Below are 26,148 nucleotides of genomic sequence, written 5' to 3' on the forward strand. Positions count from 1 at the left end.
TTCAGCGCCCCGGAATTTCGTCGCGGGGCGGGGCGGGCTCCCAGTTTTCAATGATCTCGACCGCTTCCTGCGCCGTGTCCACAAAGCGAAACAGGTCAAGATCCTCGTCCGAGATGGTTCCGGCATCGGCCAGCGCTTTCCAGTTGATGACCTTTTCCCAGAATTCGCGACCAAACAGCAGGAAGGGCACGCGGTCCATCCGGCCGGTCTGAATCAGGGTCAGGGATTCGAACAGCTCGTCCAATGTGCCGAAACCACCGGGGAAAATCGTGATGGCGCGGGCGCGCATCAGGAAATGCATCTTGCGGATGGCGAAATAGTGGAAGTTGAAGCTGAGATCCGGCGTCACATAAAGGTTCGGGGCCTGCTCGTGCGGCAGAACGATATTCAACCCGATCGAGCATCCGCCCGCGTCCTGTGCCCCACGGTTGCCTGCCTCCATCACACCGGGGCCGCCGCCCGTGACGATCACGTTTTCACGGCAGCCGGTCTCGTTCGATTTCACGGTCATCAGCCGCGCGAACTCGCGCGCCTCGTCGTAATAGGCCGACAGACCAGCCAGCGTTTCCGTTCGTGCGGTGTGTTTCTGCGATGGTTCAGGGATGCGCGCGCCGCCGAACATCACGATGGTCGAGGTGATCTCGCGCTCACTCATGATCATCTCGGGTTTCAGCAGTTCCAGTTGCAGACGTACCGGGCGCAGCTCGTCGCGGCACAGGAATTCCTCATCGGCAAAGGCAAGGCGATAGGCGGACGATCGCGTTTGCGGCGTGTCCGGCACTTCGCTCGCGGTCGAACGATCTGTCTGCGCATCGCGAAACGGATTGTGGCGGTCTTCTCTCATGGGTGATCGATCCCTGCTTGCGTGTTTTCCAAACAGCTATAGGGTTCGCGGGCAGAGTGCCAGTCACGGAAAGACAAGAATGAATTGGAAGAGCGAAATATCAGCGGCGCGGGATCGTATCGCCGGGCATACGCAGGTGACGCCGGTGATCGAGAGCCGAGTTCCGGGCCATCACATTGAGCTGAAGCTGGAGCACATGCAGCACACGGGCAGTTTCAAGGCGCGCGGTGCGTTCAATACGTTGCTGAGCCTCGACGTGCCCGATGCAGGTGTCGTGGCTGCATCCGGTGGCAATCATGGTGCAGCGGCGGCCTTTGCGGCGCAGGCGCTTGGTTATCCGGCCAAGATTTTCGTGCCCGAACTGGCGGGGCCATCCAAGATTGCATTGATCCGGCAAACCGGCGCGGATCTGAGCGTTGTGCCCGGCGAATACGCCAATGCGCTGACACAGGCGCAGGCGCATGAAGCGGAGACCGGCGCGATGCAGATTCACGCCTATGATGCGCCGGCTACCGTGGCGGGGCAGGGGACCTGCTTTGCGGAATGGGATGCGCAGGGCCTACAGGCAGATACGGTGTTGGTCGCCGTGGGCGGGGGTGGGCTGATCGCCGGGGCGTTGGCCTGGTTTGACGGAGCGCGCAAGGTCGTGGCGGTCGAACCCCAGACCTCTTGTGCATTGAATGCGGCGTTGCAGGCCGGTGAGCCGGTGGATGTTTCCGTATCCGGCATCGCGGCAAATGCGCTTGGCGCGCGCCGGATTGGGCAGATCTGTTTCGACCTGGCACAGGGGATGACGTCGGTCCTGGTGTCGGATGATGCCATCGCGGCGGCTCAGAAGACGTTGTGGCAGGCGCATCGTATTCTGGTGGAGCCGGCGGGCGCCACGGCGTTGGCAGCCTTGACCTCGGGCGTGTATCGGCCCGAACCGGGCGAGCGCGTGGCCGTTCTGGTGTGTGGTGCGAATGTCGCGCCGGACCCGCTTGCGGGGTGAATTATCTGGTTGAGGATAGCTGTCGTAGATTTTATCTATAATTTATGACCGCTACGATCTCGGACACGATTTACCAGAACCTCAGCCAGCAAATCATAACCGGAGAGCTGAGCGCCGGGGAAAAGCTGCGGCAGGATCATATTGCCCGCACCTTCGACACCAGCCATGTTCCGGTGCGGGAAGCCCTGTTGCGGCTTGAGGCGCATGGACTGGCCCGGCACGAGCCGCGCCGGGGCATGCGGGTCACGGCGCTGGACCCGGCAGAGGTGCGAGAGGTCATCGAAATGCGCGTGGCGCTGGAAACACTGGCGTTGCAGCAATCGGTGCAGAACATGTCTCCGGTCGCGTTGGACAAGATCGACCGCGCACGCATCGCCTGTGACGAGGCGCAGACGATGCCCCAATGGGAGGCGTTGAACAGAGCATTCCATCGCGCCATCCTGACACCTTGCGGGCTGCCCCGTCTGTTGCACACCATCGACGATCTGCATATCGCAAGCGCACGCCACTTGTTTGCGCACTGGCGGTCGAAATGGGTGCAGCAAACTGACAAGGATCACGCCGCACTTGTTCAGGCACTCAGGCGGAAGGACCTGAGCACGGCAAAAGGTATTCTGACCCGACATATACGCCGCGCCAGCTGATTGCGGGCCTTTCAGACGCAAAACGGCCCGTGTTCGTCGCATTGCGCCATGGGCCCGGCTTGCGTATAGGCCAAACCAACATGAACAGATTCTGTAGGGAGACGCCCCATGTCCAACGCGCAACTGGAAGCCGCCATCGAAGCCGCCTGGGAGGCGCGCGACACGATCACACCTGCCACGGCAGGTGAACAACGCGAAGCGATCGAAGACACGCTGAACGCGCTGGACAGCGGGTCGCTGCGTGTTGCCGAAAAGCTGGAAAACGGCGACTGGCACGTGAACCAGTGGGCCAAAAAGGCGGTTCTGCTGGGCTTTCGCATCAAGGACATGGAAATTCAGACAGGCGGTCCGCAGGACGGCGGCTGGTGGGACAAGGTGGACAGCAAGTTCGCTGGTTGGGGTGAAGATCAATGGCGCTCGGCCGGGTTCCGCGCGGTTCCCAACTGCGTTGTCCGCAAATCGGCCTATATCGCGCCGGGCGTGGTGCTGATGCCATCCTTTGTCAACCTTGGCGCCTATGTGGATGAAGGCACCATGGTCGACACCTGGGCGACCGTCGGCTCATGCGCGCAGATCGGCAAAAATGTCCACCTGTCGGGCGGCGTAGGTATCGGTGGCGTGCTGGAGCCGATGCAGGCCGGCCCGACCATCATCGAGGACAACTGCTTTATCGGCGCGCGCTCCGAGGTGGTCGAAGGTTGCATCGTCCGCGAAGGCTCGGTTCTGGGGATGGGCGTGTTCATCGGCAAATCCACCAAGATCGTGGATCGGGAAACCGGCGAAGTGACATATGGCGAAGTCCCGCCCTATTCCGTGGTCGTCGCGGGTTCGATGCCGTCAAAGAACAACATCAGCCTGTATTGCGCGGTGATCGTGAAGCGGGTGGATGAAAAGACCCGGTCGAAAACCGGCATCAACGAATTGCTGCGGGACTGATCGCCCCGGTTGTACAGAAAGGCCGGAGCTGACCCGCTCCGGCCTTTCCAGTTTTTGGGGTGTTACGCGTATGTGACCGCACCTTGGTCAGAGCCTGTCCTGAGATTGTGTCCTGGCTCAGACGAACGCTCTGTGTGGGTCAGCGATTTTCACCCTGCATAGCGTCAACTTCTGAGTTTCCTGCGTTGGTTTCCGTGCCTTCGCTTTCGTTATCGCCGCCGCTTTCGTTATCGCCGCCGCTTTCGTTATCGTCGCCGCTTTCGTTATCGCCGCCGCCTTCGTTGTCGCCGCCGCTTTCGTTATCGCCGCCGCTTTCGTTATCGCCGCCGCTTTCGTTATCGCCGCCGCCTTCGTTGTCGCCGCCGCTTTCGTTATCGCCGCCGCCTTCGTTGTCGCCGCCGCTTTCGTTATCGCCGCCGCTTTCGTTATCGTCGCCGCCTTCGTTGTCGCCGCCGCTTTCGTTATCGCCGCCGCCTTCGTTATCGTCGCCGCCTTCGTTATCGTCGCCGCCTTCGTTGTCGCCGCCGCTTTCGTTGTCGCCGCCGCTTTCGTTATCGCCGCCGCCTTCGTTATCGTCGCCGCCTTCGTTATCGTCGCCGCCTTCGTTGTCGCCGCCGCTTTCGTTGTCGCCGCCGCTTTCGTTATCGCCGCCGCCTTCGTTATCGTCGCCGCCTTCGTTATCGTCGCCGCCTTCGTTGTCGCCGCCGCTTTCGTTGTCGCCGCCGCCTTCGTTGTCGCCACCGCCGTCTTGGGCGTAAGCTGCACTTGGCGTCACAAAAGACAGCACGGCGACAGCAGGTACCCCGGAAAGCACAATCACACTTGCAGTTGTCATCATTAACTTGGACAGAACACTCATTTTAATTCTCCTGTAAAAAAATGACTTACGCAGTGGCACCATCCTAGGGTTGGCTTCTCTTCACCGTTGTGAAAGGCAGGAAACGCGTCGAACTCAGCAGGAAATGGCTAAAATTGAGGTCAAAATGTGGCAAAAATGTGCCCGATTCAACTTAAGGAATGGAGTTGAAGCGCGGCTCAATTTTTGGGCGAAAATGGGGAAGGGGCTTTGCTGAGTCGCATTCCTTCAAATCCTCTAGGCTTGTGGGCCGGGCAGGGGGCTGCGGAAGATTCCACGCTCAAAGCCTGGATCGATGGAAGCAGTTGACCCTCCAAAACACCGCGCGTAATGCAGGGCCCATGGAAAAGCAAAAGAAGCCCTCTCGTCAGCAAGTCTATACCCTTCTGGTCCAGATCGGCCGCAAGGACGGCGACGGGCTGCCGGACGGTGCGACGGGGGCGGCACTGATCTGCTACGCCAGCGGCGTGGACGAAGCCGAGGCCGTGCGCGAGACGGTGGCTATTCTGAAGCAGGCCGACACCGCGCCTTTGGATGTCACCGGCTACGGGACCCTGGCCGAGCGTGAGGCACAGGGACATGACATCGAACCTGACGAACGTGCCCTGATGCAGCGTGCCCTGGATGAAAACGCCGTGATCGTCGCGCAGATGACACCGTTCTTCGGGGACGAGGCGCCGGCCTAGTTCCGCATACCGAACCACTTGCGATAGATTTCGTCATAAGTACCGTCTTCACGCAACGAAAGCAGGGCCTGGTTGACATCCTCGACCAGAGGCGACCCGGTCGGGAAAGCGATGCCATAGTTCTCGCGCAGGAAGACGCCGCCTGTCATCGACGCCGTTCGCCGGCCTTCATGGGCCGCATAGTAAGACAGGATCGGCGCGTCGAATACGACAGCATCCAGTTGTTTGGACTGGAACGCATCCAGCATCTGCTCCAGCCCGGGATAGCCGGTGAATTCAATATCACGCCGGTTCAGAAAACTTGCCGCGGTCGAGTCCGAGATTGTCCCGACATTTTTGCCATACAGGTCATTCACCGAATTCACGCTGCCCGAGATCGCATCCACCGTCATGACCGAGGTGATGCGGGCCGTGAAAACGGACACGATGAACAGTGACGAAACAACCAGAATGACACCCAGAAGCCGGCCGAAAGGCGTGCGCGGCATCCTCTCTTCGAACCCGCCGTTCACGACAAGGTTCAGCGCCCACCAGAACGAGGGAAACCATGCCTCGTTCAGCTTGCGGTCGAAATAGGGTTGAGCACTGCGCTCAAAGCTCCACATCAACATGCCGCCGCCCAACAGAATGGCGAAGGCCAGGCCGATGGCGATAAAAAGCTCTTTTGAGAGCAGCGCATGCAGCAGCGAAGGCTGGCGCGCGGCTTCCGATGGCACCATGATCTGTAGGCCCGCCTCAAAGATCGGCTGGCTGAAGTCCATTTGCGTTTCCCGCAGCGCAGTGATCGAGATATTGGCGACTGCAAGATCGGCGGACCCATTCTGAACCGCCTCCAGCATATCCGAGAATGAATCCACCCGATTGATGGAATAGTCCCAGTTCAGCGCTTCTGCCAGCGCGGCGAGCAGATCCATCGAAAAGCCGGTTTCCGCACCGTCTTCGACATAGGAAAACGGGGGGCGGGTCACCGTCGTGACCGTGAGGGACTGTGCCATGCTCTGCTGCGCTAGGACGGCGAAAGTCAGGCAGATCAGTGCGTAGAATGCGCGCTTCATTTTCATTCACCTGTTTCGCGGCCCTGTAACGCGATTGCGCGGCTGGCGGCAAGATGGTCGCCGGGTAAACCGCCATGATTTGTCAGGGTATCGCTTTGATATCTGCTCAGTCGGGTGAAATGATATTTTTGCGAATTGGGGTTGGAAAACCGGCCAATTCGTTGAATCTGTGCGCGAACCCGCGAAAGACACCGTTCCAGAGGCCATTGCATGACCGACCCCGTCCAATTGACAGCCGATCTGATCCGTTGCCCATCGGTCACACCAGCCGAGGGCGGCGCGCTCGTTCTGCTGGGATCGAAGCTGGCGGATGCGGGGTTTGAATGCACGCGTGTCGACCGTGGTGGCGTCAGCAACCTGTTCGCACGATGGGGCCAGAAAGGCCATCCGCGCAGTTTCGGGTTCAACGGCCATACTGATGTTGTGCCGGTCGGCGACGAAGCCGCATGGACGATGCCGCCTTTCGGGGCCGAAATACGCGATGGTGTGATGTATGGGCGTGGGGCAACGGATATGAAATCCGGCGTTGCGGCGTTTGCGGCGGCGGCAATCGATTTCGTGCGCGACACCCCGCCTGACGGAGCCATCATCCTGACGATCACCGGCGACGAGGAAGGCGACGCGCTGGATGGCACGACCGCCTTGCTGGATTACATGGACGGCGCCGATGAACATATGTCTGTCTGTGTGGTGGGTGAGCCCACTTGCCCGAACAAGATGGGTGAAATGATGAAGATCGGCCGTCGGGGGTCGATGACCGCATGGTTTACGATCACCGGTGTTCAGGGGCATTCGGCCTATCCGCATCGTGCCAAAAACCCGTTGCCAGCCATGGCGCGGCTGATGGATCGGCTGGCGGGGCACGAACTGGATCAGGGCACGGACCACTTCGATGCTTCGACATTGGCAGTGGTGACAATCGACGCCGGGAATGCGGCCACTAACGTAATCCCGGCGCAGTGCAAGGGAACGGTGAATATTCGATTCAATGATCTGCATTCCGGGGCCAGCCTGAGCGACTGGCTGAAGTCGGAAGCAGATCAGGTGGCCGCTCGGTTCGGCGTTGAAATAGATGTCGCAATCAAGATTTCAGGCGAAAGCTTTCTGACCCCGCCGGGGCCCTTGTCGGATCTGGTGGCCAAGGCGGTAGAGGCGGAAACAGGCGCAACGCCCGAGCTTTCGACGACCGGTGGTACGTCGGATGCGCGTTTCATCAAGAACCATTGCCCGGTTGTAGAGTTCGGTCTGGTCGGTCGCACGATGCATCAGGTTGACGAGTGCGTCGAGGTGGCCCAGATCCAGCAACTCAAATCGATTTATAGCCGCATCCTGACCGATTATTTCGCCTGATCCATGCAGCGCACATTGGTGATCATGGTGAAGGAACCTCAACCGGGCCGCGTTAAAACGCGGCTTGGACGAGAAATCGGCATGGTCGCGGCGGCGTGGTGGTTTCGGCACCAGACCCGGTCCCTGATCCGGCGGCTGCGTGATCCCCGTTGGCGAATCGTTTTGGCCGTCTCACCCGATCAGCAGGGTCTGAACAGCCGGGTATGGCCCGCTGACCTGCCGCGCGCCGCGCAGGGGCGTGGGGACCTGGGGGATCGTATGGGGCGGATGCTGCGCGGGATGCCCAAGGGCCCGGTTTGCCTGATCGGTGCGGACATTCCGGGCATTTCGCGCCGCCATATTGCCCGTGCTTTCAACGCATTGGGGTGTTCTCAAATGGTGTTTGGGCCAGCCCCGGATGGTGGCTATTGGCTGGTCGGCGCGCAACGATATGCAGCCTTGCCGGCAAGTCTGTTCCAAAACGTGCGCTGGTCGACAGAACACGCATTGGCTGACACGCTGGCCTCGATTTCTGGCGGTCGGGTGTCATTGCTTGATCAACTGCGCGATGTGGATACGGTTGCCGATCTTGACCCCTGAGGCTTTTTGGTCATGACGCGGTCGCAAACGCGTGCTAGGCCGGACGTATGACTCGCATCCCTACCAAGCAGGAGGTCCTGGACTGGATCTCGGCGAACCCCACCCTGACCTCAAAACGCGATATCGCCAAAGCCTTTGGCATCAAGGGCGCGGATCGGATTGATCTGAAACGTATCCTCAAAGAGCTTGAGGCCGAAGGCCATCTTGAGAAGCGCAAGCGCAGTTACCGCGACCCGGATCGCCTGCCGCCGGTCAGCGTGTTGCAGGTAAAGGCGCCGAATGCCGATGGCGACCTGTTCGCGCGGCCGCTGGAATGGCATGGCGAGGGGGTCGAGCCCATCGTTCTGATCATTGCTCGCGCCAGCGACCCGGCGCTGGGCGAAGGTGATCGCATTCTGGCTCGTCTGACCGTGGTGCATGAGGAAGATCACAATTACGAAGCCCGCCTGATCCGCCGTATCGGAACGAACCCTCGGAAAATCGTGGGTATCTTCCGCAAAGGGGCCGAAGGCGGGCGGATCGTGCCGATCGACAAGGCCGGATCGACCGAATGGCTGGTGGCCGAAGGCGCTGCGCTGGGCGCCAGGGATGGCGAACTGGTCGAGGCCGAGCAAGCCGGGCCGAAAAACCGCATGGGGCTGCCACGCGCGCGTATCGTGGAACGGCTGGGCGACCCTACTGCGCCCAAGGCCGTTTCGTTGATCGCGATCCATCAGCACGGCATCCCGGATGATTTCTCCGACAAGGTGATTGCCGAGGCCGACAAGGCCAAACCTGTCGGCCTGAAAGGCCGCGAGGATCTGCGGGATATGCCTTTACTGACGATCGATCCCTCGGACGCGCGCGATCATGACGACGCCTGTTATGCCCATGCTGATGACGACCCGAAAAACCCGGGCGGTCATGTGATCTGGGTCGCCATTGCTGATGTCGCCGCCTATGTGCGGCCCGGCACCGCGCTGGACCGCGAGGCGCGCAAGCGCGGCAATTCCAGCTATTTCCCCGACCGCGTCGTGCCGATGCTGCCCGACCGTCTGTCGGGTGATCTGTGTTCGCTGCACGAAGGCGTGCCGCGCGCCTGTATCGCGGTGCGGATGCAGATCGACGCGGATGGCAACAAGATCGGTCACCGGTTCGTGCGCGGTCTGATGCGCTCGGCAGCCTCGTTGAACTATGCCGAGGTGCAAGAGGCCATCGACGGTCATCCGAACGACCGCACTGGGCCGTTGCTGGAGAGCGTTCTGAAACCGCTTTATGCTGCATATGCCGCGCTGAAAAAGGCCCGTGCTGATCGCCAGCCGCTGGAGCTGGACCTGCCGGAGCGCAAGATCGTTCTGAACGACAAGGGCGAGGTCGAAAGCGTGGCCTTCCGTGACCGGCTGGACGCGCACCGGCTGATCGAGGAATTCATGATCCTGGCCAACGTGGCCGCCGCCGAGACGCTGATCGCCAAGCGCAGCCCGCTGCTGTTCCGGGTGCACGAAGAACCCGCGCCCGAAAAACTGGAAAGCCTGCGCGAGACGGCGCAGGCCGCCGGGCTGAATCTGGCCAAGGGGCAGGTGCTCCAGACCCGTCACCTGAACGCGCTGCTGAATGCCGCCGCCGGCACCGAGGATGCCGAGCTGATCAATCTCAGCACCTTACGGTCGATGGCGCAGGCCTATTACAGCCCGGAAAACTTCGGCCATTTCGGGCTGGCGCTGCGTAATTACGCGCATTTCACCTCGCCCATCCGGCGCTATGCAGACCTGATCGTGCACCGGGCGCTGATCTCGGCCCATGGCTGGGGCAAGGACGGGCTGACCGAGGATGAAATTGCCCGGCTCGAAGAAACGGCCACGCATATTTCGGATACCGAACGCCGCTCGATGATGGCCGAGCGCGATACGACCGACCGCTATCTGGCGGCCTATCTCAGCGAACGTGTGGGCAACGAATTCACCGGGCGGATCAGTGGCATTGCCCGGTTCGGGGCCTTCGTGAAAATGGACGAAACGGGCGCGGATGGCCTGGTGCCGGTGCGGTCTTTGGGGCGCGAATTCTTCCATTTTGATCGAGAGGCCGGAACGCTGATGGGCTCGGATTCCGGGCTGATCATCGCCATCGGCCAGCGGGTCACGGTGAGGCTGACCGAGGCGACACCTGTGACCGGCGGGTTGGAGCTGGAACTGCTGTCCATCGACGATCAGGCCCTGCCGCGCGGGCGCGGGCCCGCCAAGCGGTCGACGCGACGCAAGGCAGCCAGCACCAAGCGCAAGAAGGACAAGATCAAGCGCAAGGTCGAACGCAAGCGCCGTCAAAGGTGATAGGTCAGCGCCCGGGCAATCAGCCAGCCATGGCGGGTTTCATCGATCTGGCTCGGGTCATCGAACAGAATGGCCCGGTTCCCGTCAATTCGGTCCTCGCCCGGAAAGGCCGTGGTGAAATCACCGATCAATCGGCTTTGGCAGTGCACGAACAGTGCGAAATCCGCGGATTTGTGAGCCCCCAGCCGGATCGTTGACCCTTTGGGGGCAAGATAGGCGGGCTGGCCCCAGCGCAGCTCTTCTCGCAATGGATTGGCGGTGGGCAGAGACTCTGCTGTATTCAGTATCAGATCGCGAAGCGCCAGGGCCCCCGCGCGTGCTTGCGGGGGCATGGCTTCAAAGGCCGAGGCGACTGTGGGGTCATCAAAAGGTTTCATGCAATCGGTATCGCCTGTTCCATCCGGTCTACGTAACTGTTCAACAGATTATCTTGTTTGATCCTTCGGGTCAGTGGGGTATCGGCAGGCGTTGCGCGCATGGCGGCGAGCATTGGGCCGACGCTCATATCTGCTGAAGTCGGTTGATCCGCCAGCAGGAAGCGGGATTGCCACAGATGGGCCGAGATCGCCTCGAGATCGCGTTCGACCCGGTCCAGGCGCTCAGGCAACGAGAACCGGCCGATCCCTTGTGACCTGATTCCTTTCAGAACGGATTTTCGGATCGCATTGGACGCCGGCTTTCGGATCAGGGTCGGAATTCCGGTGAAAAAGGTTTCGCGAAGGATTGGCCAGACCTCGTCATTGCCCCAGCGGTCCAGAACGATGTGGAAATACAGATGCTCTTCGGCCATTCGTACCAGCGCGCGGGATTGCGCTTTTTCCACATCCGAAAGCCCCTGATCGAACTCCGCCCCCTTCCGTTCCAGCCAATCGCGGATCAGATCGCTGTCCGGTATCAACCGCTCTGGCGTGCGCAGCACTGGCAGTTTTTGATGCGGCATCCTGCGCGGGTCAAGCATGTCCGAACGCTGCCAGACCTGACCGGAGTGCTGAAGCATCAAGGCTGTCTTGACGCAGAACGGACTGGCGCTGAACAGTCCGAAGGCGGAAGGATAGGTGAGAAGGGTCAGCATCGCGTGGCTCCGTATATTTGACGTGCCGGATGAGTAAACCGAGCTGATGACAGTTTTTGTCATTAGGGATAGGCTAGGGTTCATCATGTCCCGCACCGCCCGATTGTTCCAACTGATGCAAGCCCTGCGTTCTGGCCCATCGCCCAGAACGTCTGAACAACTGGCGCAGGATCTGGGTGTTTCTGCCAGAACGATACACAGGGATATTGACGCGCTGCGTGGTCTGGGGGCCGTTATCGACGGTGAGGCAGGGTTTGGATTCACCCTGATTGAAGATGCCACTTTGCCGCCATTGGGTTTCACCGATGACGAGCTTGAGGCCCTGGTTCTTGGCCTGCGCGAAGTTCAGGTGATTGGTGACCCGGCCTTGTCAGATGCAGCCAGCGCCGCCCTGCGGAAATTGCAGGGGCGATTGCCACAGCGTCAGTCTCATCGGCTGAGCCACGCGGTTCTGGCGGCAACGCGGTTCAATCGCCCGCCCGCGCCGACAATCGACGTGGCCATTTTACGGCAGGCGACGTGGGACGAACGCGCGATCGAGTTCTCGTATACGGATGCAAAGGGCGATGCCACACAAAGACGGGTCAACCCGCTGAGCATCGTCTATATGGATCGATCAAATGTGTTGCTCGGCTGGTGCCACCTGAGACAGGATTTTCGCGTCTTCCGGTTGGATCGCATGCAGGACATGTCCGTGACAGATCAAAGCTTTAGACCTTACCGGGTGCCCATGCTGCGCGAAGTTTTGGCGCAAATCCGCGCAGCGCGCGACGCGCAAGAACGCGATGAGGACGCCTGAGACTTTGTGATTCGCCGATTTTGCGCTACCCTGAGGTCGAGCAGTAATCAGGAAAAATCGGAATGCAAAAATGCGTAGGCGGCGTCATGACCGTCGCATTGTGGGCATCCATGGTGCAGGCGGACATATCAGAAAATACGACTTGGCCAGACAGTGCAGTGTCCGGCAAAACGATACAGCTGGCCTCGGCGGATGTGGCGGTTTCGATCCGTCCGGTCCCGCGCCCGACGGTTGAGGCTTTGCGGGTGTCCGCGGCCGTGACCGCACGGTTTCAGGCCTGGCTCGGCGCGTTTCACGAGCGCGCGAAGCTGCAGGGTATATCGGAAAGAACATTGAACAGGGTGTTCCCGGACATGATCTTTGACGAGGACATCCTGAAACGAGACCGCAATCAGGCCGAATTTTCGAAACCGATCTGGGCGTATCTGGATTCCGCCGTCTCGGACACGCGCGTTTCCAATGGTCGTGCCGCGATGCAACGACATCGGCAGGTGTTGCAGCAAATCGAGGCGGTATATGGCGTAGAAAAGGAAGTGGTCACGGCGATCTGGGGGTTGGAAACATCATTCGGCTCTTATCGTGGCAGCAACCGGACGCTGAGTTCCTTGGCGACGCTGGCCTTTGATGCACGGCGGGCGCAGTTCTTTGAAACGCAGTTGATCGCCGCGCTGAGGATCGTGCAGGCAGGCGATGTCAGCGCCAAAAACATGCTGGGCAGCTGGGCAGGTGCGATGGGGCACACGCAATTCATGCCAACTTCGTATCTGGATCACGCAGTTGATTTCGATGGCGATGGTCGGCGAGACATCTGGTCGGATGATCCGACGGATGCGCTGGCCTCGGCCGCGTCCTATCTGGCGCGACACGGTTGGAAAAAGGGGCAGCCCTGGGGCGTCGAGGTGCGCTTGCCCGAAGAGTTCGACTATGCCACCGCCAAACGGGACTTCACCCTGCTGCCGTCAGATTGGGCGGCGCGTGGCGTGGTGGGGCGTGACGGCAAACCGGTCCTGGATCACGGGCAAGCCGCAATCCTTTTGCCCGCCGGGAGGCATGGCGTGGCGCTGATGATTTTCGACAATTTCAGCGTGATCGAGGCCTATAACGGGGCCGATGCTTATGTGATCGGTATCGGACACCTGTCCGACCGGCTTGCGGGTGGCGCACCGTTTCAGTCCGACTGGCCCCGAGGGGAGCGGGCGCTAAGCTTCACCGAGAAGAAAGAACTGCAAACCCGCCTGACCAATGCGGGGTTCGATACAAAGGGTATCGATGGGCGTACAGGGCCGAATACCATCAATGCGGTTCGCGCCTACCAACTGGCGCAGGGCTTGGTGCCGGACGGCTATCCAACTGCGACACTTTTGGAGCGGTTGCGGTGAACGATAAGAGGCGACCCAGACGGGCCGCCCCTTAATAGAACCTTTTTCTGATCTCAGGATGCGGCTTTCATCAGTCCCTGAGCGATGATTTCCGCCTGTGCTTCGTCCAGAGATTTGTAAATCCGCACGAACATCTCGTCGATATCTGCCGGGGTCAGGATCAGCGGCGGCGAGATGATCATGCGGTCGCCCACATGACGCATGATCAGATTGTTGGCAAAGCAACGGTCACGGCAGATATAGCCGACCGTTCCGGGCTCGGACGCGAATTTGGCGCGGCTGGCTTTGTCGGGTGTCAGAGCGATGGAGGCCATCATTCCGACGATCTTCGCCTCACCCACAAGCGGGTGATCGACCAGGGCCTCCCATTTCTGTTTCAGATAGGGGGCTGCAACGTCGCGCACATGCTCGACGATCTTCTCTTCTTCCAAAATGCGTAGGTTTTCAAGCGCCACGGCGGCAGCGACGGGGTGGCCGGAATAGGTGTACCCGTGGTTAAATTCCGTCCCGCCGATCACTTCGGCGATCTCATCATTCACGATGGACCCGCCGATCGGCGCATAGCCCGAGCTGAGCCCCTTGGCGATGGTCATGATATGCGGTTTGATGCCCACGGTTTGCGATCCGAACCAGTTGCCGGTTCGGCCGAACCCACAGATCACCTCGTCTGCAATCAACAGGATATCGTATTTGTCGCAGATGCGCTGAATTTCCGGCCAGTAGGTATCGGGCGCCACAATCACGCCGCCTGCACCCTGAACCGGCTCGGCGATAAAGCCCGCGACACGGTCCTCGCCCAGCTCCTGTATGGCCTCTTCCAGCTCGCGCGCGCGGGCCAGGCCGAATTCCTCGGGCGACATGTCGCCGCCTTCCGCCCACCAGTTCGGTTGGTTGATGTGGTGAATGTTCGGGATCGGAATGCCGCCCTGCGCATGCATACCTGCCATGCCGCCCAGCGAAGCCGACCCGACAGAAGACCCGTGATACGCGTTTTTCCTGCTGATGATGATATTTTTGTCCGGCTGCCCCTTCTCGGCCCAGTATGTGCGCACGAGGCGGATGTTGGTGTCGTTTGCCTCGGACCCGCCAGCTGCGAAAAAGACATGGTTCAGATCACCTGGTGCCAGTTCGGCGATTTTGGCCGCCAGTGCGATTGCGGGCACATGGGTCGTCTTGAAGAAGGTGTTGTAGTAGGGCAGTTCGCGCATCTGACGCGCCGCGACATCGGCCAGCTCATCGCGGCCATAACCGATATTGACGCACCAAAGTCCTGCCATTGCGTCCAGGATTTCCTCACCTTCGCTGTCGGTCAGGTAAACCCCGCTGGCGCGTGTAATCACGCGGGCCCCTTCCTGCCCCAGCGCACCATTGGCCGAGAAAGGATGGATGTGATGCGCCGCATCCAGCGCCTGCAATTCGGCGGTCGGCATATGGTTGGTTATGGTGGACATCGGAGAATCTCCTACAAGAACGCGGTTGCGGATCACAATATGATCAAATTCATCGCTGTCAATCGAATCAGGCTGAGTTAAGCGGAAGTCAGGGCGTCCGACATCAATTCCATGCCTTGTTCGATGTCCTGAGCCGTTGCCTTTGCCGCTTTTTCGGCGTCGCCTTCGCGCAAAGCGGAAATGATATCCTTGTGTCGATCCGGCAGGCTTTGAGTCCCGAATCGACCACACACGACACGCAGCGAAGGGCCGAACCGCAACCAAAGCCTTTCGGCGAGATCACTGAGAATCGGTGCGTTTGCATGAGAGTACAGCGTTTCGTGGAACGCCTGGTTCAGACGCAGATATCCGCCCACATCCCCGTCGGCGATCATACGGTCCAAATGCGTATCAAGCCGCTCAAGATGATCGATATCCTCGGCCTGCAAATTCGACGTCGCGCGCCTTGAAAGCTCTGATTCTATTGAGGTTCTTGCAAAGATCATTTCCTGGATATCGCCCGGGGACAGCAGCGGCACACTTACACGCCGATTGCCTTGGAACACCAATGCCCCGTCCGAGATCAACCGGCGGATGGCTTCGCGCACCGGTGTCATGCCAACACCCAGCGAATCAGTTAGGCCCTGGATCGTGACAGGCTGGCCCGGAACCAATTCGCCGAACAGGATCTGTGATCTGAGCGTTTGATAAACCTGCTCATGCGCGGGCTGTTTCCCTTTGTCGACTATCGACGCAGATGCCTTATTTTTGATCAAATCCAATCGGTTCTTCCCATTTCGACTAACCCTGACTTGTCAGGTGACAGACCTCGTGAAACCATACGCTGGATCGAGGGAAAACGCAAAACTTGATCAAATCCAAAAAAACGGGAAAATAGCCGTACACTTGCAGGGAGAAGAATATGACAATCAAAACGCTGACCATGACAGCGGTCATCGCATTGGGGACTTCGGCGGCATTCGCCGAAGAGGTGCGTGTTTATAACTGGTCCGACTATATCGACGAAGAATTGCTAAGCAAATTCGAGGAAGAAACCGGTCTGACCCTGATTTACGATGTGTTCGACAGCAATGAGGTTTTGGAAACCAAGATGCTGGCCGGTGGTTCGGGATACGATGTGGTGGTGCCGTCGGGCACATTCCTGCAACGCCAGATTCAGGCGGGCGCGTTTCAGGAACTGGACATGGCCAAGTTGCCGAATGCGGAAAATTTGTGGGACGTGATTCAGAAGCGTACCGCAGGATATGATCCGAACAATGCCTACTCGATCAACTACATGTGGGGAACGACGGGCATCGGCGTGAACGTCGACAAGGTCAGGGAAGTCTTGGGTGACGACGTGGCCCTGAACAGCATGGATTTGGTTCTGAAGCCAGAAAATATGGAAAAGTTGGCCTCGTGTGGCGTTCACTTACTTGATGCGCCAGCCGAAATGATACCGATGACCTTGCAGTACATCGGTGAAGACCCCGACAGCCATGACCCGGAAGTGATCAAGAAGGTCGAAGACGTTCTGACAAGCGTTCGCCCCTACATCCAGAAGTTTCACAGTTCGGAATACATCAACGCGCTGGCCAATGGCGATATTTGCGTAGCCGTGGGTTGGTCCGGTGATATTTTGCAGGCGCGGGACCGCGCGGCCGAAGCCGACAACGGTGTGAACATCGAATACCACCCGTTCGCAGAAGGGTCGTTGATGTGGTTCGACCAGATGGCAATTCCTGCCGACGCGCCGAATCCGGAAGGTGCGCACAAGTTCCTGAATTTCATTCTGGATGCCAACAACATGGCTGCTGCGTCCAACTACGTATACTACGCCAACGGCAACAAGGCGTCTCAGGAGTTTCTTGAGGAAGACGTGATCGGCGATCCGGCAATTTATCCGGATGAAGCCACGATGCAGAACCTGTACATCACGACTCCGTACCCCGCGAAAACACAGCGGGTCGTGACCCGTCTTTGGACCAAGATCAAGTCAGGCACCTGATCCGGTCAAAAGCGCGGGGCGGTCTGGCGATCGCCCCGCCGCACTATTGTCCAAACTGACCATGCGGGGGCTGCTTTGAGTTCTGACGTTTTTGCGCCGTGGAATGACCCACAGGCGAAACCCTTGATCCAGTTCCAGAACGTGACCAAGCGCTTTGGCGAGTTCACGGCGATCGACAACCTGTCTCTGGATATTTTCGAACGTGAGTTTTTTGCCCTGCTAGGCCCTTCTGGGTGCGGCAAAACAACGATGATGCGGATGCTGGCCGGGTTCGAGACCCCGACCGAAGGCCATATCCTGCTGGGCGGGCAGGATATTGACCCCATCCCGCCGAACAAACGGGCCGTGAACATGATGTTCCAGTCCTATGCCCTGTTCCCGCATCTGAGTGTCTGGGAAAACATCGCTTTCGGTCTGCGCCGAGACAACATGCCCAAGCACGATCTGGAAGATCGGGTCGAAGAGATGCTGCGCCTGACCCGGCTGGAACAGTTCGCCCGTCGCAAACCGCATCAGATCTCGGGCGGTCAGAGGCAGCGCGTCGCACTGGCGCGCTCGTTGGCCAAAGCGCCCAAGCTTCTGCTGCTGGATGAACCGCTGGGCGCGTTGGACAAGAAGCTGCGTCAGGATACCCAGTTCGAATTGATGGATATCCAGGAAAAGACCGGCACCACCTTTGTCATCGTCACTCATGATCAGGAAGAGGCGATGACAGTCGCCACCCGCGTCGCGGTGATGGATCAAGGCCAGTTAAAGCAAGTGGCCACCCCGGATCGCATCTATGAAAACCCTGAATCTGTTTATGTCGCTGACTTCATCGGAGATGTGAACATAATCGAAGGCCGCGCGACTCCATCCGGAGAGGACGCCTATCAGATCGATTGGGCCGAAGGTCAGGCCCCGTTCACGGCATCTTCGCCTGCCGGTTTCTCAGACGGCCAGCCCTGCCATCTGGCGATCCGCCCCGAGAAAGTGACAATCTCTGCCGAACGGCCCGTCGATGCGGTCAACGCCGTGCAGGGCAAGGTTCACGACATTGCCTATCTGGGCAATCTGTCCACCTATCACGTTGAATTGGCAAACGGCACAATCATCAAGGCGCAGACGGCCAACACCCGCCGCATCTCGCGCCGTTCTTTCACCTGGGAAGACCCGGTCTGGCTGTCCTGGACAGCCACGGCTGCGGTTCTGTTGGCCAACTGATGCGCCGCGCCGTTCTGATCGCCATTCCTTACGTCTGGCTGTTGGCACTGTTTCTGGTGCCGTTCTTCATCGTTCTGAAGATTTCGCTGTCGGATACCGCGCTTGCCATCCCGCCTTATGCTCCGACTTTGGACCTGTCTGCCGGTTGGGCGGGGATAAAGGAGTTTTTCAGCCAGCTTGATCTGGAGAATTATGTCTGGCTGACCGAGGACGACCTGTATTGGAAAGCCTACCTGTCCAGCGTCAAGATCGCTTTGATTTCGACCTTCCTGACACTGCTGGTGGGCTATCCCATTGCCTACGGCATGGCCCGCGCGCCTCAGGAATGGCGACCGACACTGATGATGCTGGTCATCCTGCCCTTCTGGACTTCGTTCCTGATCCGGGTTTACGCTTGGATGGGCATTCTGTCGAACGAAGGGTACCTCAACCAGATCTTGCTGTGGACCGGTATCATCTCGACGCCGCTGACGATCCTGAACACGTCAACTGCCGTCTATATCGGCATCGTCTACACCTATCTGCCTTTCATGATCCTGCCGATCTATTCTGCGTTGGAGCGGTTGGACGGATCATTGATCGAAGCGGCCGAGGATCTGGGGTGTTCGCGTTTGCAGGCCTTCTGGCTGGTAACCATCCCGCTATCCAAGCCCGGCATCATTGCAGGGTGTTTCCTGGTGATGATCCCTGTGATCGGTGAATTCGTGATCCCATCCCTTCTGGGTGGTTCCGGTACGCTGATGATCGGCAAGGTTCTGTGGGAAGAGTTCTTTTCGAACCGTGACTGGCCGGTGGCAAGTGCGGTGGCCATTGTGCTGCTGCTGATCCTTGTCATTCCCATCGTGCTGTTCCAGCGCAACCAGCAGAAACAGGCGGAGGCCGAGGGATGAACAGATTGAGCTGGTTCAACACGGTTTCGCTGACGCTGGGTTTTGCGTTTCTGTACATCCCGATGATCATCCTGATCGTCTTCAGCTTCAACGAAAGCAAGCTGGTCACGGTCTGGGCCGGGTTTTCGACGAAATGGTACGGAGAGCTGCTGCGGAACGAAGCGTTCCTTGATGCCGCCTGGGTCACGATCCGGGTCGCGGTCTTTTCGTCGACGCTGGCGACAATTCTTGGAACGGCCGCCGCTTATGTGCTGGTCCGCAGCGGGCGTTTCTTTGGTCGGACACTGTTTTCCGGCATGATCTATGCACCGCTGGTCATGCCCGAAGTGATCACCGGCCTGTCGCTGCTTTTGCTGTTTATCGGCATCGGCCTGGATCGGGGTATTCTGACCATCGTTCTGGCGCATACGACCTTTTCGATGTGTTTCGTTTCCGTTGTCGTATCCTCGCGCCTCATCACCTTTGACCGGTCGCTGGAAGAGGCTGCGCTGGACCTTGGGTGTTCGCCCGCGCAAGCCTTCCGTCTTGTTACCCTGCCGATCATCGCACCTGCGGTAATCTCGGGCTGGTTGCTGGCCTTCACCTTGTCACTTGATGATCTGGTGATTGCATCCTTCACTTCGGGGCCGTCGGCGACGACATTGCCGATCAAGATATTCTCGGCTGTGCGCCTTGGTGTCAGCCCGGAAATCAACGCGTTGTCGACGATCATGATCGCTGTGGTGACGGTCGGGGTAATCACGGCCTCGCTTGTGACCAAACGCGCGATGGTACGTCAGCAGCAGGACGAAATGGCCGCAGCGCGCACCGAATGAAGCGGATTTTTCCAGACTACGCCTATGGCAGCGAACCTCGCGACGGCTGTTGGTGGGACGAAACTGTTGCCAGCCCGGATTGGCCGAACTTCCAGGGCGACATGCATGTGGATGTGGCCATTATTGGCGGTGGATTTACAGGCGTTTCGGCTGCTCTGCATTTGGCTGAAGATGCTTCGGTTGCGGTGTTCGAAGCCGGCGCACCGGGGTGGGGTGCCTCGGGCCGAAATGGCGGGTTTTGCTGTCTTGGCGGCTCAAAACTTGGCCACGCATCCATGCAGCGCCGATTTGGCCGCGATGCTGCTTTGGACTATGCGGCAGCGGAACAGGAAGCGGTCCGACTGGTCGCTGATCTGTTGGCACAGCATCAGATCGATGCGGATACCCACTCCAACGGGGAAACCCAGCTGGCGCATTCCAGGCGGGCGATGGACATGCTGCGCCGCAATGCCGACGAGGCGGGAACCCTGCACGAAGCCAGAGACCTGCCCGCGAAGGGCATGGGTGGCGCGTTTCATGGTGGATACACTTCGCCGGTTGGTTTCGGGTTGAATCCCCGCAAATACCTGTTCGGGATTGCCCGAGCTGCCGAAGCAATGGGCGCGCATCTGTTCCGGAATTCCCCAGTTCTGAGCGTTGAAAAAACGGCGTCCGGCTTTGTGTTGCAAACGCAGAGCGGGCCAGTCAAAGCGCAGGCGGTGTTGGTGTGTACCAACGGCTACTCCAGCGAGGATATCCCGGCCTGGATGTGCGGACGATACATGCCTGCCCAGTCGACCGTCATGGTAACGCGACCCCTTGGCCAAACCGAACAGATGGCACAGGGATGGACATCGGATCAGATGTGCTATGACACGCGCAATCTGTTGCACTATTTCCGCCTGATGCCGGACGGGCGCTTTCTGTTTGGTATGAGGGGCGGCCTGCGGTCATCGGCCGAGGCTGAAGCAGCCATTCGGCGAAAGGTTCAGCAGGATTTCAAACATATGTTTCCTGCTTGGTCGACGGTCGAGGTCACTCATATCTGGTCCGGTTTGGTGTGCCTGTCGCGGGCCCTGACACCTTTTGTCGGCCCCGTTCCAGATCAACCGGGGATGTTCGCCGGTTTTGCATATCACGGCAACGGCGTCGCCATGGGCACGTATTGCGGTCGAGCATTGGCGCGGTTGGTTCTGGGGCAGGACTCCGGGCTGCCGGTCGTGATGACGCAAACACCGGGTCGGTTTCCTTTGGGTCGCTGGCGCCGTGTGCTCATGCCGCCAGCCTACGCCATGCTGGCACTGGCCGACCTGCGATGAGGCGGGGTGTTACAGAATTGCGGTTTCCAAGTTCAAACCTGTCGCGTAATCGGGCGCACCATTTTCAGCGCGCCAGAGGCAATACGTCGCCATGCGCCACGCATACCATGGCCTGAGCTGTTCATAGCGCGCGACGATTTCGGGCCTGCCGTAGGCCGAAAGAAACTGGTCTTCCTCTTTCTTCGACAGCGGTGAGCCTCGGTAAAGCTGCTGCATAGCGGGCGACAAAAACAGCGCAAGGTCTTCGCAGGGATCGCCCTGGGCCGGGCATTGCCAGTCGATCAAGGTCAGACCACCGGTCGCCACCAGGATATTGCCTGCCACGGGGTCGCCATGGATCAGGCACGTCTGTTGCGTGGGTGCGACCGAATTTGAAGGTTGCAAATCAGCGAGTTCGTCGCGCCCGTTTGACGTGCAGCCTTGCAGAATTCTTTTTCCATGAGCGCGCAAGTCTGCGCTGCCATTGCATCCGGCTGGCGCCTGGACGGCAATGGGCAGGGTATGAAGCTTGCGCAGCAAGGCGCCAACCTGGGCTGAATCCTGCCGCCAGGGGGCTCCGGGGGCGTGGTCGTAAAACACCCAACGGGCTTCTTTGTATTGCCCTGTGGCCCGCAGCCTTGGCACGAAGCCCGTGGTGCCAAGCGCCTTCAGACATTGGGCCTCCAACTCTGCATCATTGCGAAACAAAGGATTGCGCAACGCTGTGCTGTAGAGTTTCAGGACTTTGTCACTGTCGCGGCCCTTGACCTTCCACACCCTGTTGGTGCGCCCGCCGTACAAGGTCTCGAACCGGGGATGCGCGTTGACCAATCCTTGCGCGTGGAGATGGTCAACCAGATCACGAGGGGGGGCAGGCAGGTCGGGCAGAGGTTCCATCACTTCTTATGGCGAGTCGATTTGCCAAGGTTTGGCCCGTCCCGCCCGACAGATCAAGCACCAGTTCGGACTGCGGTGACCTGAGTTGCGGGAACCACCTGACCGCCCTGCAAGGTCAGCAAAACAGCATCGTCGCCAACCTGTGCTTCGACGACGCGATTGTAGGCGGCGACAGGTTTTTCGGAGAGCAACTTGTCGCCCTTGTAGCTTTCCAGAGTTGCGGTGTAGTTGCCTGATGCCAATGGATTGCCTGAGGAATCCACTCCGGCCCAAACAAACTCCTCAGTTGTCGTGGGCACGGTGACATTATCGATCACCGTGCCGTCACTGTCGCGGATCACCAATTTCGTCGCGTCCGCATCAGGGTCGGCCTGGGCAAACAATGTCACGGGCTGGCCGGCAAAGTGAAAGGCTGATGTCGAACGGACGTCCATGCCCACCCAGCTTGCAAGCTCGTTCAGTTTTGTGCCGCCCAATGCGTTGGCCAGGTTGGACAAGAGGTCATTGGTCTGGACTTGTTGCTCGACCATCGAGAACTGCGCCAACTGAGACGCATATTCGGTCGAATCCATCGGCTCCAGCGGATCCTGATTCTTTGCCTGCGCCGTTAGCATCAGCAAGAAAGTCTCAAAGTCGGACGTAATCGCGGATTTCTGAGATGCCCCGGCCTTTTGTTGATCCGCAAAGGGCTGCGCGGTGTTGACAGGCGTAATCATTGGTCAAAACCTCATGTCGATGCCTTGGCCCGAGGCCAGATACTGTGTTTGGGAAGTTGTGTGATCGATCCGTTCATGCGGCGCAGCTTCAGAATGTGAAGGGGATTGTGTGTCAGCGTCGTTTGCATCCTTTTGATGTGCGCTAGAACCCCAAGAGGTTCCCAGGTCAAAGCTCAGATCCCCATAACCCAGCTTCTGAAACTCTTCTGTCAGAACGGACAAATGACGCCGCATTAATTCGAGGGTTTCCGGGCGCTCGGTCGCAATGGTGATTTGCAGGCCGTCCTCCCGACCGTTCAGAACAATCGACACACGCCCAAGCTCTTCCGGATTCAGCGCTATTTCCGTTGCTCCTGATCCGATACGAGTCTGGACAGCTGCTGACAGCTGACCAGCAATCGACCGGGCGATTTCCGTTCGGGCAGCAGTGGACGGAACCGTAATTTGAGGCGCGGACTCACGCGAGGTCAGCGGCAAAGGTTCCTCTCTGGCGGCCGGCAGGGCCTCAGCTTCGATAACGGGTGCCACGGGTTCGGCTTCAACGGCAGTTGCCATCAGCTGAAGCTGCGCCACCGAGGGCGCCCGGTCAGGCGCTGACGGTTTGGGCGTCGGAATGTTCACTTCGGGCAACGGCTTCTTTTCAGGGTCCAGCGGAAAGGGGACGGCCCCCGTTTGTTCGACCGTGCCTGTGGGCTTTGCAAGCTGATCAAACATCTGGCCGATTTCGGTCATGGCTGTCACTTGCACAGGTTGGGACGTCGGACCCAGCGCCTTCTGCGAGAGCGCCGGAACCGGGGAAGGCGTGTCGCTTTGTGTGGGCAAACCTTTTGGTACTGATACCGGTGGTTGTTTCAGTGTTTCCGAGGGTGCTTGATTTACCTCCGCCAACTGAACCGGCACCACCTTTACCTCGTCCAGGTCCGGGGTTTCCAGGAATGCAGAAGGGGGTTGCTGTTCGCCGATGTGTTCTGAAATCGGGGTGGGATGGGCCGTTTCAGATGCCTCGGCCGTTGTCTCCGGCACAGGTTCGGGCTTTGATTCGACAATTTTCAGCTCGGCATTGATGGCAGCGTTTTCGCCTTCAGGGCGGCCGGTGGCACCAACCTCTTGCCCGAGGATATCCTGAAAGCTCTCCGAGCCAGTGTTTTGGCCCGGAGCCTTACGAGATGTGACGGCTTTCTCGGTTGTGGTCGGCGTTGCGTTCGCCAGCGTTAGGGGGTTGGGCATTTTGCTCCGGCTCCGTGTGACTGGTCGGAACACTGCCTGTAGGAAGTTACGTTTATTTTAACCGCTTTCACCTTTGATCGAGAAAGTTCGAAGCAAATTCGGAGAATGCCATGAAGGTTTCCACCCTTCCTCACGTATCTCAATTACAGTCACCCCAGACCCGGCTGAAAAACGCCGCCATAGAGCTGGAGGCCGCGTTTCTGGCCGAAATGCTGAAATCTGCCGGGTTGGGAAAGACCCGTCAGTCCTTTGGCGGTGGCGCCGGTGAGGATCAGTTTTCTTCGATGCTTGTTGAACATCAGGCGCAGCAACTGGCCCGGTCCGGCGGCGTGGGCCTTTCCGAAATTCTGTTCAAGTCACTGATGGAGAAAACCGATGACTTCTAAGGCCGATAAAGCGTTGATCAAGTCTTTGGAAGAAGTCCTGGATTTGGAACGTGCAGCACTTGTGCAGGGGGATCTGGACCGTTTGTCCAGCATGGTGCCTGAAAAAGAAAAGCTGATCGGGGCAATCAATGATCTTCAGGTGCTGGAAAGTGAGGCACTGATTCGCGTCCAACAGAAAGCCGAGCGCAATCAGGCGCTGCTGAACAGCGCGGCTGAAGGCATCCGGGCGGTCGCCAGCCGAATGGCTGAATTGCGGCGCGTTCGGCAGGAATTCAGCACCTATGGTGCAGACGGACAGCGAAGTGAATTCGCGGTGCGCAGCACGGCAAAGCTGGAAAAGCGGGCATAGGCAGAATTTTGATTCAAATCCGAAATTTCTGGGCCGGGCGCTTTAGCACTCCGTTAGGGGATCGAGTTCAAAAGTGGTGTTGCACCTGAGATCAACAGGTGGCGCGAACGGCCACGCGGCGCGTCGCACAGGTCAGAAAGACACCAATGCCCGCAAATAGTGCGGGGTGAACATGGGCAAAATGGCCCGAACGAAAAGGATGAAAGCTATGTCCAGCATTCTGACAAACAATGGCGCGATGGTTGCGCTGCAAACTCTCAAGTCGGTCAACAAAAACCTGGCGATGACCCAGAACGCGATCTCGACCGGCAAGGATGTCGCAACGGCCAAGGACAACTCGGCAGTATGGGCGATTTCCAAAGTGATGGAGTCGGACGTCAAAGGTTTCAACGCCATCAAGGACAGCCTCGCGCTTGGCGAATCGACCGTCGCCGTTGCCCGGAATGCCGCAGAAACCGTCACTGATCTGCTGACCCAGATGAAAGGCAAGATCGTCGCCGCGCAGGAAGACAACGTTGATCGAGGTAAAATCAATGATGATGTGACTGCTCTGAAAGATCAGATTGCGTCCGTTGTCAGCGCAGCGCAGTTCAATGGCCTGAACCTGGTTGACGGCTCTGCTGGTTCCGCTTCGGTTCTGGCGTCGTTGGATCGTGACAATACCGGGGCCGTGACCGCATCGTCGATCACCGTTGCAGGGCAGAACCTGTCAACCGGCGGTTATGTCACCAAGCAGGTTTTTGACGGTTCGACCGGCGCATCGGCAGGCAACGATCGCGTCGGCGCAACCATCGACAACGGCGCGACTGCTGCGACCGCGCTGGTCACCGACGAATCCAGCGGTGCATTTGCCGCCGGCGACAAGGTTGTCGTCGCGATCAACGATCAGGTCGTGTCCTATACCGTGTCTGCCGAAGACGCCGCCGCGACAACAACCGGTGATCTGGTTGCCGTTGGATTGAAATCGAAGATTGAAGAGCTTGGGATTACCGGTCTGACCGTCGACTATGACTCGGGTACAGCAGGAACCCTGTCCATCACCAACGGTACGGGCTCTGACATTTCATTCTCGGCTCAATTCGTGAACGCCGGCGCAGGTGGTCTTGGCGCGCTGGCCGGCATTGATGTATCGACCGGTGCGGGTGCGACCGCTGCCCTGGCCGCCGTTGAATCGCTGATCGATACTTCGATCGATGCATCAGCTGCTTTCGGTTCCTCCCAAGGCCGGATCGAAACTCAGAAAGAGTTCATCTCGAACCTGTCCGACTCGTTCAAGTCAGGTATCGGGTCTCTGGTCGACGCGGACATGGAAGAGACTTCGGCGCGGCTACAGGCGCTTCAGGTTCAGCAACAGTTGGCAACACAGTCGCTTTCGATCGCCAATCAGGCACCGCAGTCGATTCTGTCGCTGTTCCGCTAATTCGCGAAATCGGTTGGGGCGCGTTCTTCGCGC

General features: G+C 59.0%; 27 protein-coding genes. 17 read left to right on the forward strand and 10 right to left on the reverse strand.

The genetic code is table 11. The features are described 5' to 3' along the window. Window position 1 precedes the first annotated feature (1 nt). Entirely contained in the window at window positions 2-844 is an 843-nt protein-coding gene (locus I9184_RS18900) for a TIGR00730 family Rossman fold protein (RefSeq protein ID WP_209835423.1), read from the reverse strand. 79 nt (window positions 845-923) lie between these two features. On the opposite strand from I9184_RS18900, the gene I9184_RS18905 reads away from it, so the two are divergent. The 3 genes from I9184_RS18905 to dapD all read left to right on the forward strand — a co-directional run bounded on the left by I9184_RS18905 (window position 924) and on the right by dapD (window position 3,415). Beyond that, a complete protein-coding gene (locus tag I9184_RS18905; protein ID WP_209835424.1) occupies window positions 924-1,835 on the forward strand; it encodes a threonine/serine dehydratase in 912 nt (303 codons plus the stop codon). A 44-nt stretch (window positions 1,836-1,879) separates the two neighbouring features. Then, window positions 1,880-2,479, forward strand: a complete 600-nt coding sequence (locus I9184_RS18910) for a GntR family transcriptional regulator (protein ID WP_171119956.1) — start codon at window positions 1,880-1,882, stop codon at window positions 2,477-2,479. Between the two features lie 108 nt (window positions 2,480-2,587). Then, a complete protein-coding gene (gene dapD / locus I9184_RS18915; protein ID WP_171119955.1) occupies window positions 2,588-3,415 on the forward strand; it encodes a 2,3,4,5-tetrahydropyridine-2,6-dicarboxylate N-succinyltransferase in 828 nt (275 codons plus the stop codon). A 139-nt stretch (window positions 3,416-3,554) separates the two neighbouring features. Here dapD and I9184_RS18920 read toward each other — a convergent pair whose 3' ends face one another. After that, on the reverse strand, window positions 3,555-4,274 hold the full coding sequence (locus I9184_RS18920; protein ID WP_209835425.1) for a hypothetical protein: 720 nt from the start codon (window positions 4,272-4,274) through the stop codon (window positions 3,555-3,557). 338 nt (window positions 4,275-4,612) lie between these two features. Between I9184_RS18920 and I9184_RS18925 the strand changes: the two genes are divergently transcribed. After that, a complete protein-coding gene (locus tag I9184_RS18925; RefSeq protein WP_171637852.1) occupies window positions 4,613-4,957 on the forward strand; it encodes a hypothetical protein in 345 nt (114 codons plus the stop codon). Here the strand turns inward: I9184_RS18925 and I9184_RS18930 are convergent. Next, window positions 4,954-6,012 (reverse strand): transporter substrate-binding domain-containing protein, encoded by a 1,059-nt coding sequence (locus I9184_RS18930; RefSeq protein WP_171637850.1) that lies wholly within the window; start codon window positions 6,010-6,012, stop codon window positions 4,954-4,956. The genes I9184_RS18925 and I9184_RS18930 overlap by 4 nt on opposite strands. Before the next feature lie 210 nt (window positions 6,013-6,222). Between I9184_RS18930 and dapE the strand changes: the two genes are divergently transcribed. The 3 genes from dapE to rnr are packed head-to-tail and all read left to right on the forward strand — an operon-like array spanning window position 6,223 to window position 10,247. Next, window positions 6,223-7,362, forward strand: a complete 1,140-nt coding sequence (dapE, locus tag I9184_RS18935; protein ID WP_209835426.1) for a succinyl-diaminopimelate desuccinylase — start codon at window positions 6,223-6,225, stop codon at window positions 7,360-7,362. 3 nt (window positions 7,363-7,365) lie between these two features. Further along, entirely contained in the window at window positions 7,366-7,941 is a 576-nt protein-coding gene (locus I9184_RS18940; RefSeq protein ID WP_171637845.1) for a TIGR04282 family arsenosugar biosynthesis glycosyltransferase, read from the forward strand. 47 nt (window positions 7,942-7,988) lie between these two features. Continuing rightward, the gene (rnr, locus tag I9184_RS18945; protein WP_209835427.1) at window positions 7,989-10,247 is read left to right on the forward strand and encodes a ribonuclease R; all 2,259 of its coding nucleotides are present in this window, start codon (window positions 7,989-7,991) and stop codon (window positions 10,245-10,247) included. Here rnr and I9184_RS18950 read toward each other — a convergent pair. Both I9184_RS18950 and I9184_RS18955 read right to left on the reverse strand, forming a co-directional pair. Next, on the reverse strand, window positions 10,238-10,624 hold the full coding sequence (locus tag I9184_RS18950; RefSeq protein WP_171637841.1) for a DUF1801 domain-containing protein: 387 nt from the start codon (window positions 10,622-10,624) through the stop codon (window positions 10,238-10,240). The two genes, rnr and I9184_RS18950, sit on opposite strands and share 10 nt — an antisense overlap. Next, entirely contained in the window at window positions 10,621-11,319 is a 699-nt protein-coding gene (locus tag I9184_RS18955) for a glutathione S-transferase family protein (protein ID WP_171724885.1), read from the reverse strand. The genes I9184_RS18950 and I9184_RS18955 overlap by 4 nt, the downstream gene beginning before the upstream one ends. Window positions 11,320-11,404: 85 nt before the next feature. On the opposite strand from I9184_RS18955, the gene I9184_RS18960 reads away from it, so the two are divergent. Then, a complete protein-coding gene (locus I9184_RS18960) occupies window positions 11,405-12,118 on the forward strand; it encodes a YafY family protein (protein WP_209835428.1) in 714 nt (237 codons plus the stop codon). A 62-nt stretch (window positions 12,119-12,180) separates the two neighbouring features. Beyond that, complete coding sequence (locus I9184_RS18965; RefSeq protein ID WP_209835429.1) at window positions 12,181-13,497, forward strand: lytic murein transglycosylase; 1,317 nt, start codon at window positions 12,181-12,183, stop codon at window positions 13,495-13,497. 53 nt (window positions 13,498-13,550) lie between these two features. Here the strand turns inward: I9184_RS18965 and I9184_RS18970 are convergent, their stop codons facing one another. Next, on the reverse strand, window positions 13,551-14,948 hold the full coding sequence (locus tag I9184_RS18970) for an aspartate aminotransferase family protein (RefSeq protein WP_209835430.1): 1,398 nt from the start codon (window positions 14,946-14,948) through the stop codon (window positions 13,551-13,553). 77 nt (window positions 14,949-15,025) lie between these two features. Then, window positions 15,026-15,709, reverse strand: coding sequence for a GntR family transcriptional regulator (locus tag I9184_RS18975; RefSeq protein WP_171637831.1), 684 nt, complete (start codon window positions 15,707-15,709; stop codon window positions 15,026-15,028). Window positions 15,710-15,849: 140 nt separating this feature from the next. Between I9184_RS18975 and I9184_RS18980 the strand changes: the two genes are divergently transcribed. The 5 genes from I9184_RS18980 (at window position 15,850) to I9184_RS19000 (ending at window position 21,141) form a co-directional block, all read left to right on the forward strand. Next, entirely contained in the window at window positions 15,850-16,935 is a 1,086-nt protein-coding gene (locus I9184_RS18980; protein ID WP_171724889.1) for a polyamine ABC transporter substrate-binding protein, read from the forward strand. Between the two features lie 75 nt (window positions 16,936-17,010). Then, window positions 17,011-18,138 (forward strand): ABC transporter ATP-binding protein, encoded by a 1,128-nt coding sequence (locus tag I9184_RS18985; RefSeq protein WP_171205253.1) that lies wholly within the window; start codon window positions 17,011-17,013, stop codon window positions 18,136-18,138. Then, window positions 18,138-19,028, forward strand: a complete 891-nt coding sequence (locus tag I9184_RS18990; protein WP_171637827.1) for an ABC transporter permease subunit — start codon at window positions 18,138-18,140, stop codon at window positions 19,026-19,028. The genes I9184_RS18985 and I9184_RS18990 overlap by 1 nt, the downstream gene beginning before the upstream one ends. Next, complete coding sequence (locus I9184_RS18995; protein WP_152459300.1) at window positions 19,025-19,843, forward strand: ABC transporter permease subunit; 819 nt, start codon at window positions 19,025-19,027, stop codon at window positions 19,841-19,843. Before I9184_RS18990 ends, I9184_RS18995 begins: the two co-directional genes overlap by 4 nt. Then, window positions 19,840-21,141 (forward strand): FAD-binding oxidoreductase, encoded by a 1,302-nt coding sequence (locus I9184_RS19000; RefSeq protein ID WP_209835431.1) that lies wholly within the window; start codon window positions 19,840-19,842, stop codon window positions 21,139-21,141. The genes I9184_RS18995 and I9184_RS19000 overlap by 4 nt, the downstream gene beginning before the upstream one ends. 9 nt (window positions 21,142-21,150) lie before the next feature. Here I9184_RS19000 and I9184_RS19005 read toward each other — a convergent pair whose 3' ends face one another. Genes I9184_RS19005 through I9184_RS19015 form a run of 3 tightly spaced genes read right to left on the reverse strand, consistent with a single transcriptional unit; the run spans window position 21,151 to window position 23,960 of the window. Continuing rightward, window positions 21,151-22,017, reverse strand: a complete 867-nt coding sequence (locus I9184_RS19005) for an aminoglycoside phosphotransferase family protein (RefSeq protein WP_209835432.1) — start codon at window positions 22,015-22,017, stop codon at window positions 21,151-21,153. A 53-nt stretch (window positions 22,018-22,070) separates the two neighbouring features. Beyond that, window positions 22,071-22,733 carry a flagellar hook capping FlgD N-terminal domain-containing protein gene (locus I9184_RS19010; protein WP_171637821.1) on the reverse strand — a complete coding sequence of 221 codons (663 nt, stop codon included), beginning with the start codon at window positions 22,731-22,733 and terminating at the stop codon, window positions 22,071-22,073. 3 nt (window positions 22,734-22,736) lie between these two features. Beyond that, a complete protein-coding gene (locus tag I9184_RS19015; RefSeq protein ID WP_209835433.1) occupies window positions 22,737-23,960 on the reverse strand; it encodes a flagellar hook-length control protein FliK in 1,224 nt (407 codons plus the stop codon). Between the two features lie 110 nt (window positions 23,961-24,070). On the opposite strand from I9184_RS19015, the gene I9184_RS19020 reads away from it, so the two are divergent. The 3 genes from I9184_RS19020 to I9184_RS19030 all read left to right on the forward strand — a co-directional run bounded on the left by I9184_RS19020 (window position 24,071) and on the right by I9184_RS19030 (window position 26,115). Then, on the forward strand, window positions 24,071-24,346 hold the full coding sequence (locus I9184_RS19020) for a rod-binding protein (RefSeq protein ID WP_209835434.1): 276 nt from the start codon (window positions 24,071-24,073) through the stop codon (window positions 24,344-24,346). After that, a complete protein-coding gene (locus I9184_RS19025) occupies window positions 24,336-24,695 on the forward strand; it encodes a flagellar biosynthesis protein FlgN (protein ID WP_152459294.1) in 360 nt (119 codons plus the stop codon). Before I9184_RS19020 ends, I9184_RS19025 begins: the two co-directional genes overlap by 11 nt. Window positions 24,696-24,903: 208 nt before the next feature. After that, entirely contained in the window at window positions 24,904-26,115 is a 1,212-nt protein-coding gene (locus I9184_RS19030) for a flagellin (protein WP_171724893.1), read from the forward strand. The last annotated feature ends 33 nt before the right edge of the window (window positions 26,116-26,148 follow it).

The organism is Ruegeria sp. HKCCE3926 (assembly GCF_017872515.1).
In the GTDB taxonomy this organism is placed as follows: domain Bacteria; phylum Pseudomonadota; class Alphaproteobacteria; order Rhodobacterales; family Rhodobacteraceae; genus Ruegeria.

Excerpts from the sequence above, each read along its gene's own strand:
- I9184_RS18900 (WP_209835423.1), bottom strand. The coding sequence starts at position 844 with ATGAGAGAAGACCGCCACAATCCGTTTCGCGATGCGCAGACAGATCGT.
- I9184_RS18905 (WP_209835424.1), top strand. The coding sequence starts at position 924 with ATGAATTGGAAGAGCGAAATATCAGCGGCGCGGGATCGTATCGCCGGG.
- I9184_RS18910 (WP_171119956.1), top strand. The coding sequence starts at position 1,880 with ATGACCGCTACGATCTCGGACACGATTTACCAGAACCTCAGCCAGCAA.
- dapD (WP_171119955.1), top strand. The coding sequence starts at position 2,588 with ATGTCCAACGCGCAACTGGAAGCCGCCATCGAAGCCGCCTGGGAGGCG.
- I9184_RS18920 (WP_209835425.1), bottom strand. The coding sequence starts at position 4,274 with ATGAGTGTTCTGTCCAAGTTAATGATGACAACTGCAAGTGTGATTGTG.
- I9184_RS18925 (WP_171637852.1), top strand. The coding sequence starts at position 4,613 with ATGGAAAAGCAAAAGAAGCCCTCTCGTCAGCAAGTCTATACCCTTCTG.
- I9184_RS18930 (WP_171637850.1), bottom strand. The coding sequence starts at position 6,012 with ATGAAGCGCGCATTCTACGCACTGATCTGCCTGACTTTCGCCGTCCTA.
- dapE (WP_209835426.1), top strand. The coding sequence starts at position 6,223 with ATGACCGACCCCGTCCAATTGACAGCCGATCTGATCCGTTGCCCATCG.
- I9184_RS18940 (WP_171637845.1), top strand. The coding sequence starts at position 7,366 with ATGCAGCGCACATTGGTGATCATGGTGAAGGAACCTCAACCGGGCCGC.
- rnr (WP_209835427.1), top strand. The coding sequence starts at position 7,989 with ATGACTCGCATCCCTACCAAGCAGGAGGTCCTGGACTGGATCTCGGCG.
- I9184_RS18950 (WP_171637841.1), bottom strand. The coding sequence starts at position 10,624 with ATGAAACCTTTTGATGACCCCACAGTCGCCTCGGCCTTTGAAGCCATG.
- I9184_RS18955 (WP_171724885.1), bottom strand. The coding sequence starts at position 11,319 with ATGCTGACCCTTCTCACCTATCCTTCCGCCTTCGGACTGTTCAGCGCC.
- I9184_RS18960 (WP_209835428.1), top strand. The coding sequence starts at position 11,405 with ATGTCCCGCACCGCCCGATTGTTCCAACTGATGCAAGCCCTGCGTTCT.
- I9184_RS18965 (WP_209835429.1), top strand. The coding sequence starts at position 12,181 with ATGCAAAAATGCGTAGGCGGCGTCATGACCGTCGCATTGTGGGCATCC.
- I9184_RS18970 (WP_209835430.1), bottom strand. The coding sequence starts at position 14,948 with ATGTCCACCATAACCAACCATATGCCGACCGCCGAATTGCAGGCGCTG.
- I9184_RS18980 (WP_171724889.1), top strand. The coding sequence starts at position 15,850 with ATGACAATCAAAACGCTGACCATGACAGCGGTCATCGCATTGGGGACT.
- I9184_RS18990 (WP_171637827.1), top strand. The coding sequence starts at position 18,138 with ATGCGCCGCGCCGTTCTGATCGCCATTCCTTACGTCTGGCTGTTGGCA.
- I9184_RS18995 (WP_152459300.1), top strand. The coding sequence starts at position 19,025 with ATGAACAGATTGAGCTGGTTCAACACGGTTTCGCTGACGCTGGGTTTT.
- I9184_RS19000 (WP_209835431.1), top strand. The coding sequence starts at position 19,840 with ATGAAGCGGATTTTTCCAGACTACGCCTATGGCAGCGAACCTCGCGAC.
- I9184_RS19005 (WP_209835432.1), bottom strand. The coding sequence starts at position 22,017 with ATGGAACCTCTGCCCGACCTGCCTGCCCCCCCTCGTGATCTGGTTGAC.
- I9184_RS19010 (WP_171637821.1), bottom strand. The coding sequence starts at position 22,733 with ATGATTACGCCTGTCAACACCGCGCAGCCCTTTGCGGATCAACAAAAG.
- I9184_RS19015 (WP_209835433.1), bottom strand. The coding sequence starts at position 23,960 with ATGCCCAACCCCCTAACGCTGGCGAACGCAACGCCGACCACAACCGAG.
- I9184_RS19020 (WP_209835434.1), top strand. The coding sequence starts at position 24,071 with ATGAAGGTTTCCACCCTTCCTCACGTATCTCAATTACAGTCACCCCAG.
- I9184_RS19025 (WP_152459294.1), top strand. The coding sequence starts at position 24,336 with ATGACTTCTAAGGCCGATAAAGCGTTGATCAAGTCTTTGGAAGAAGTC.
- I9184_RS19030 (WP_171724893.1), top strand. The coding sequence starts at position 24,904 with ATGTCCAGCATTCTGACAAACAATGGCGCGATGGTTGCGCTGCAAACT.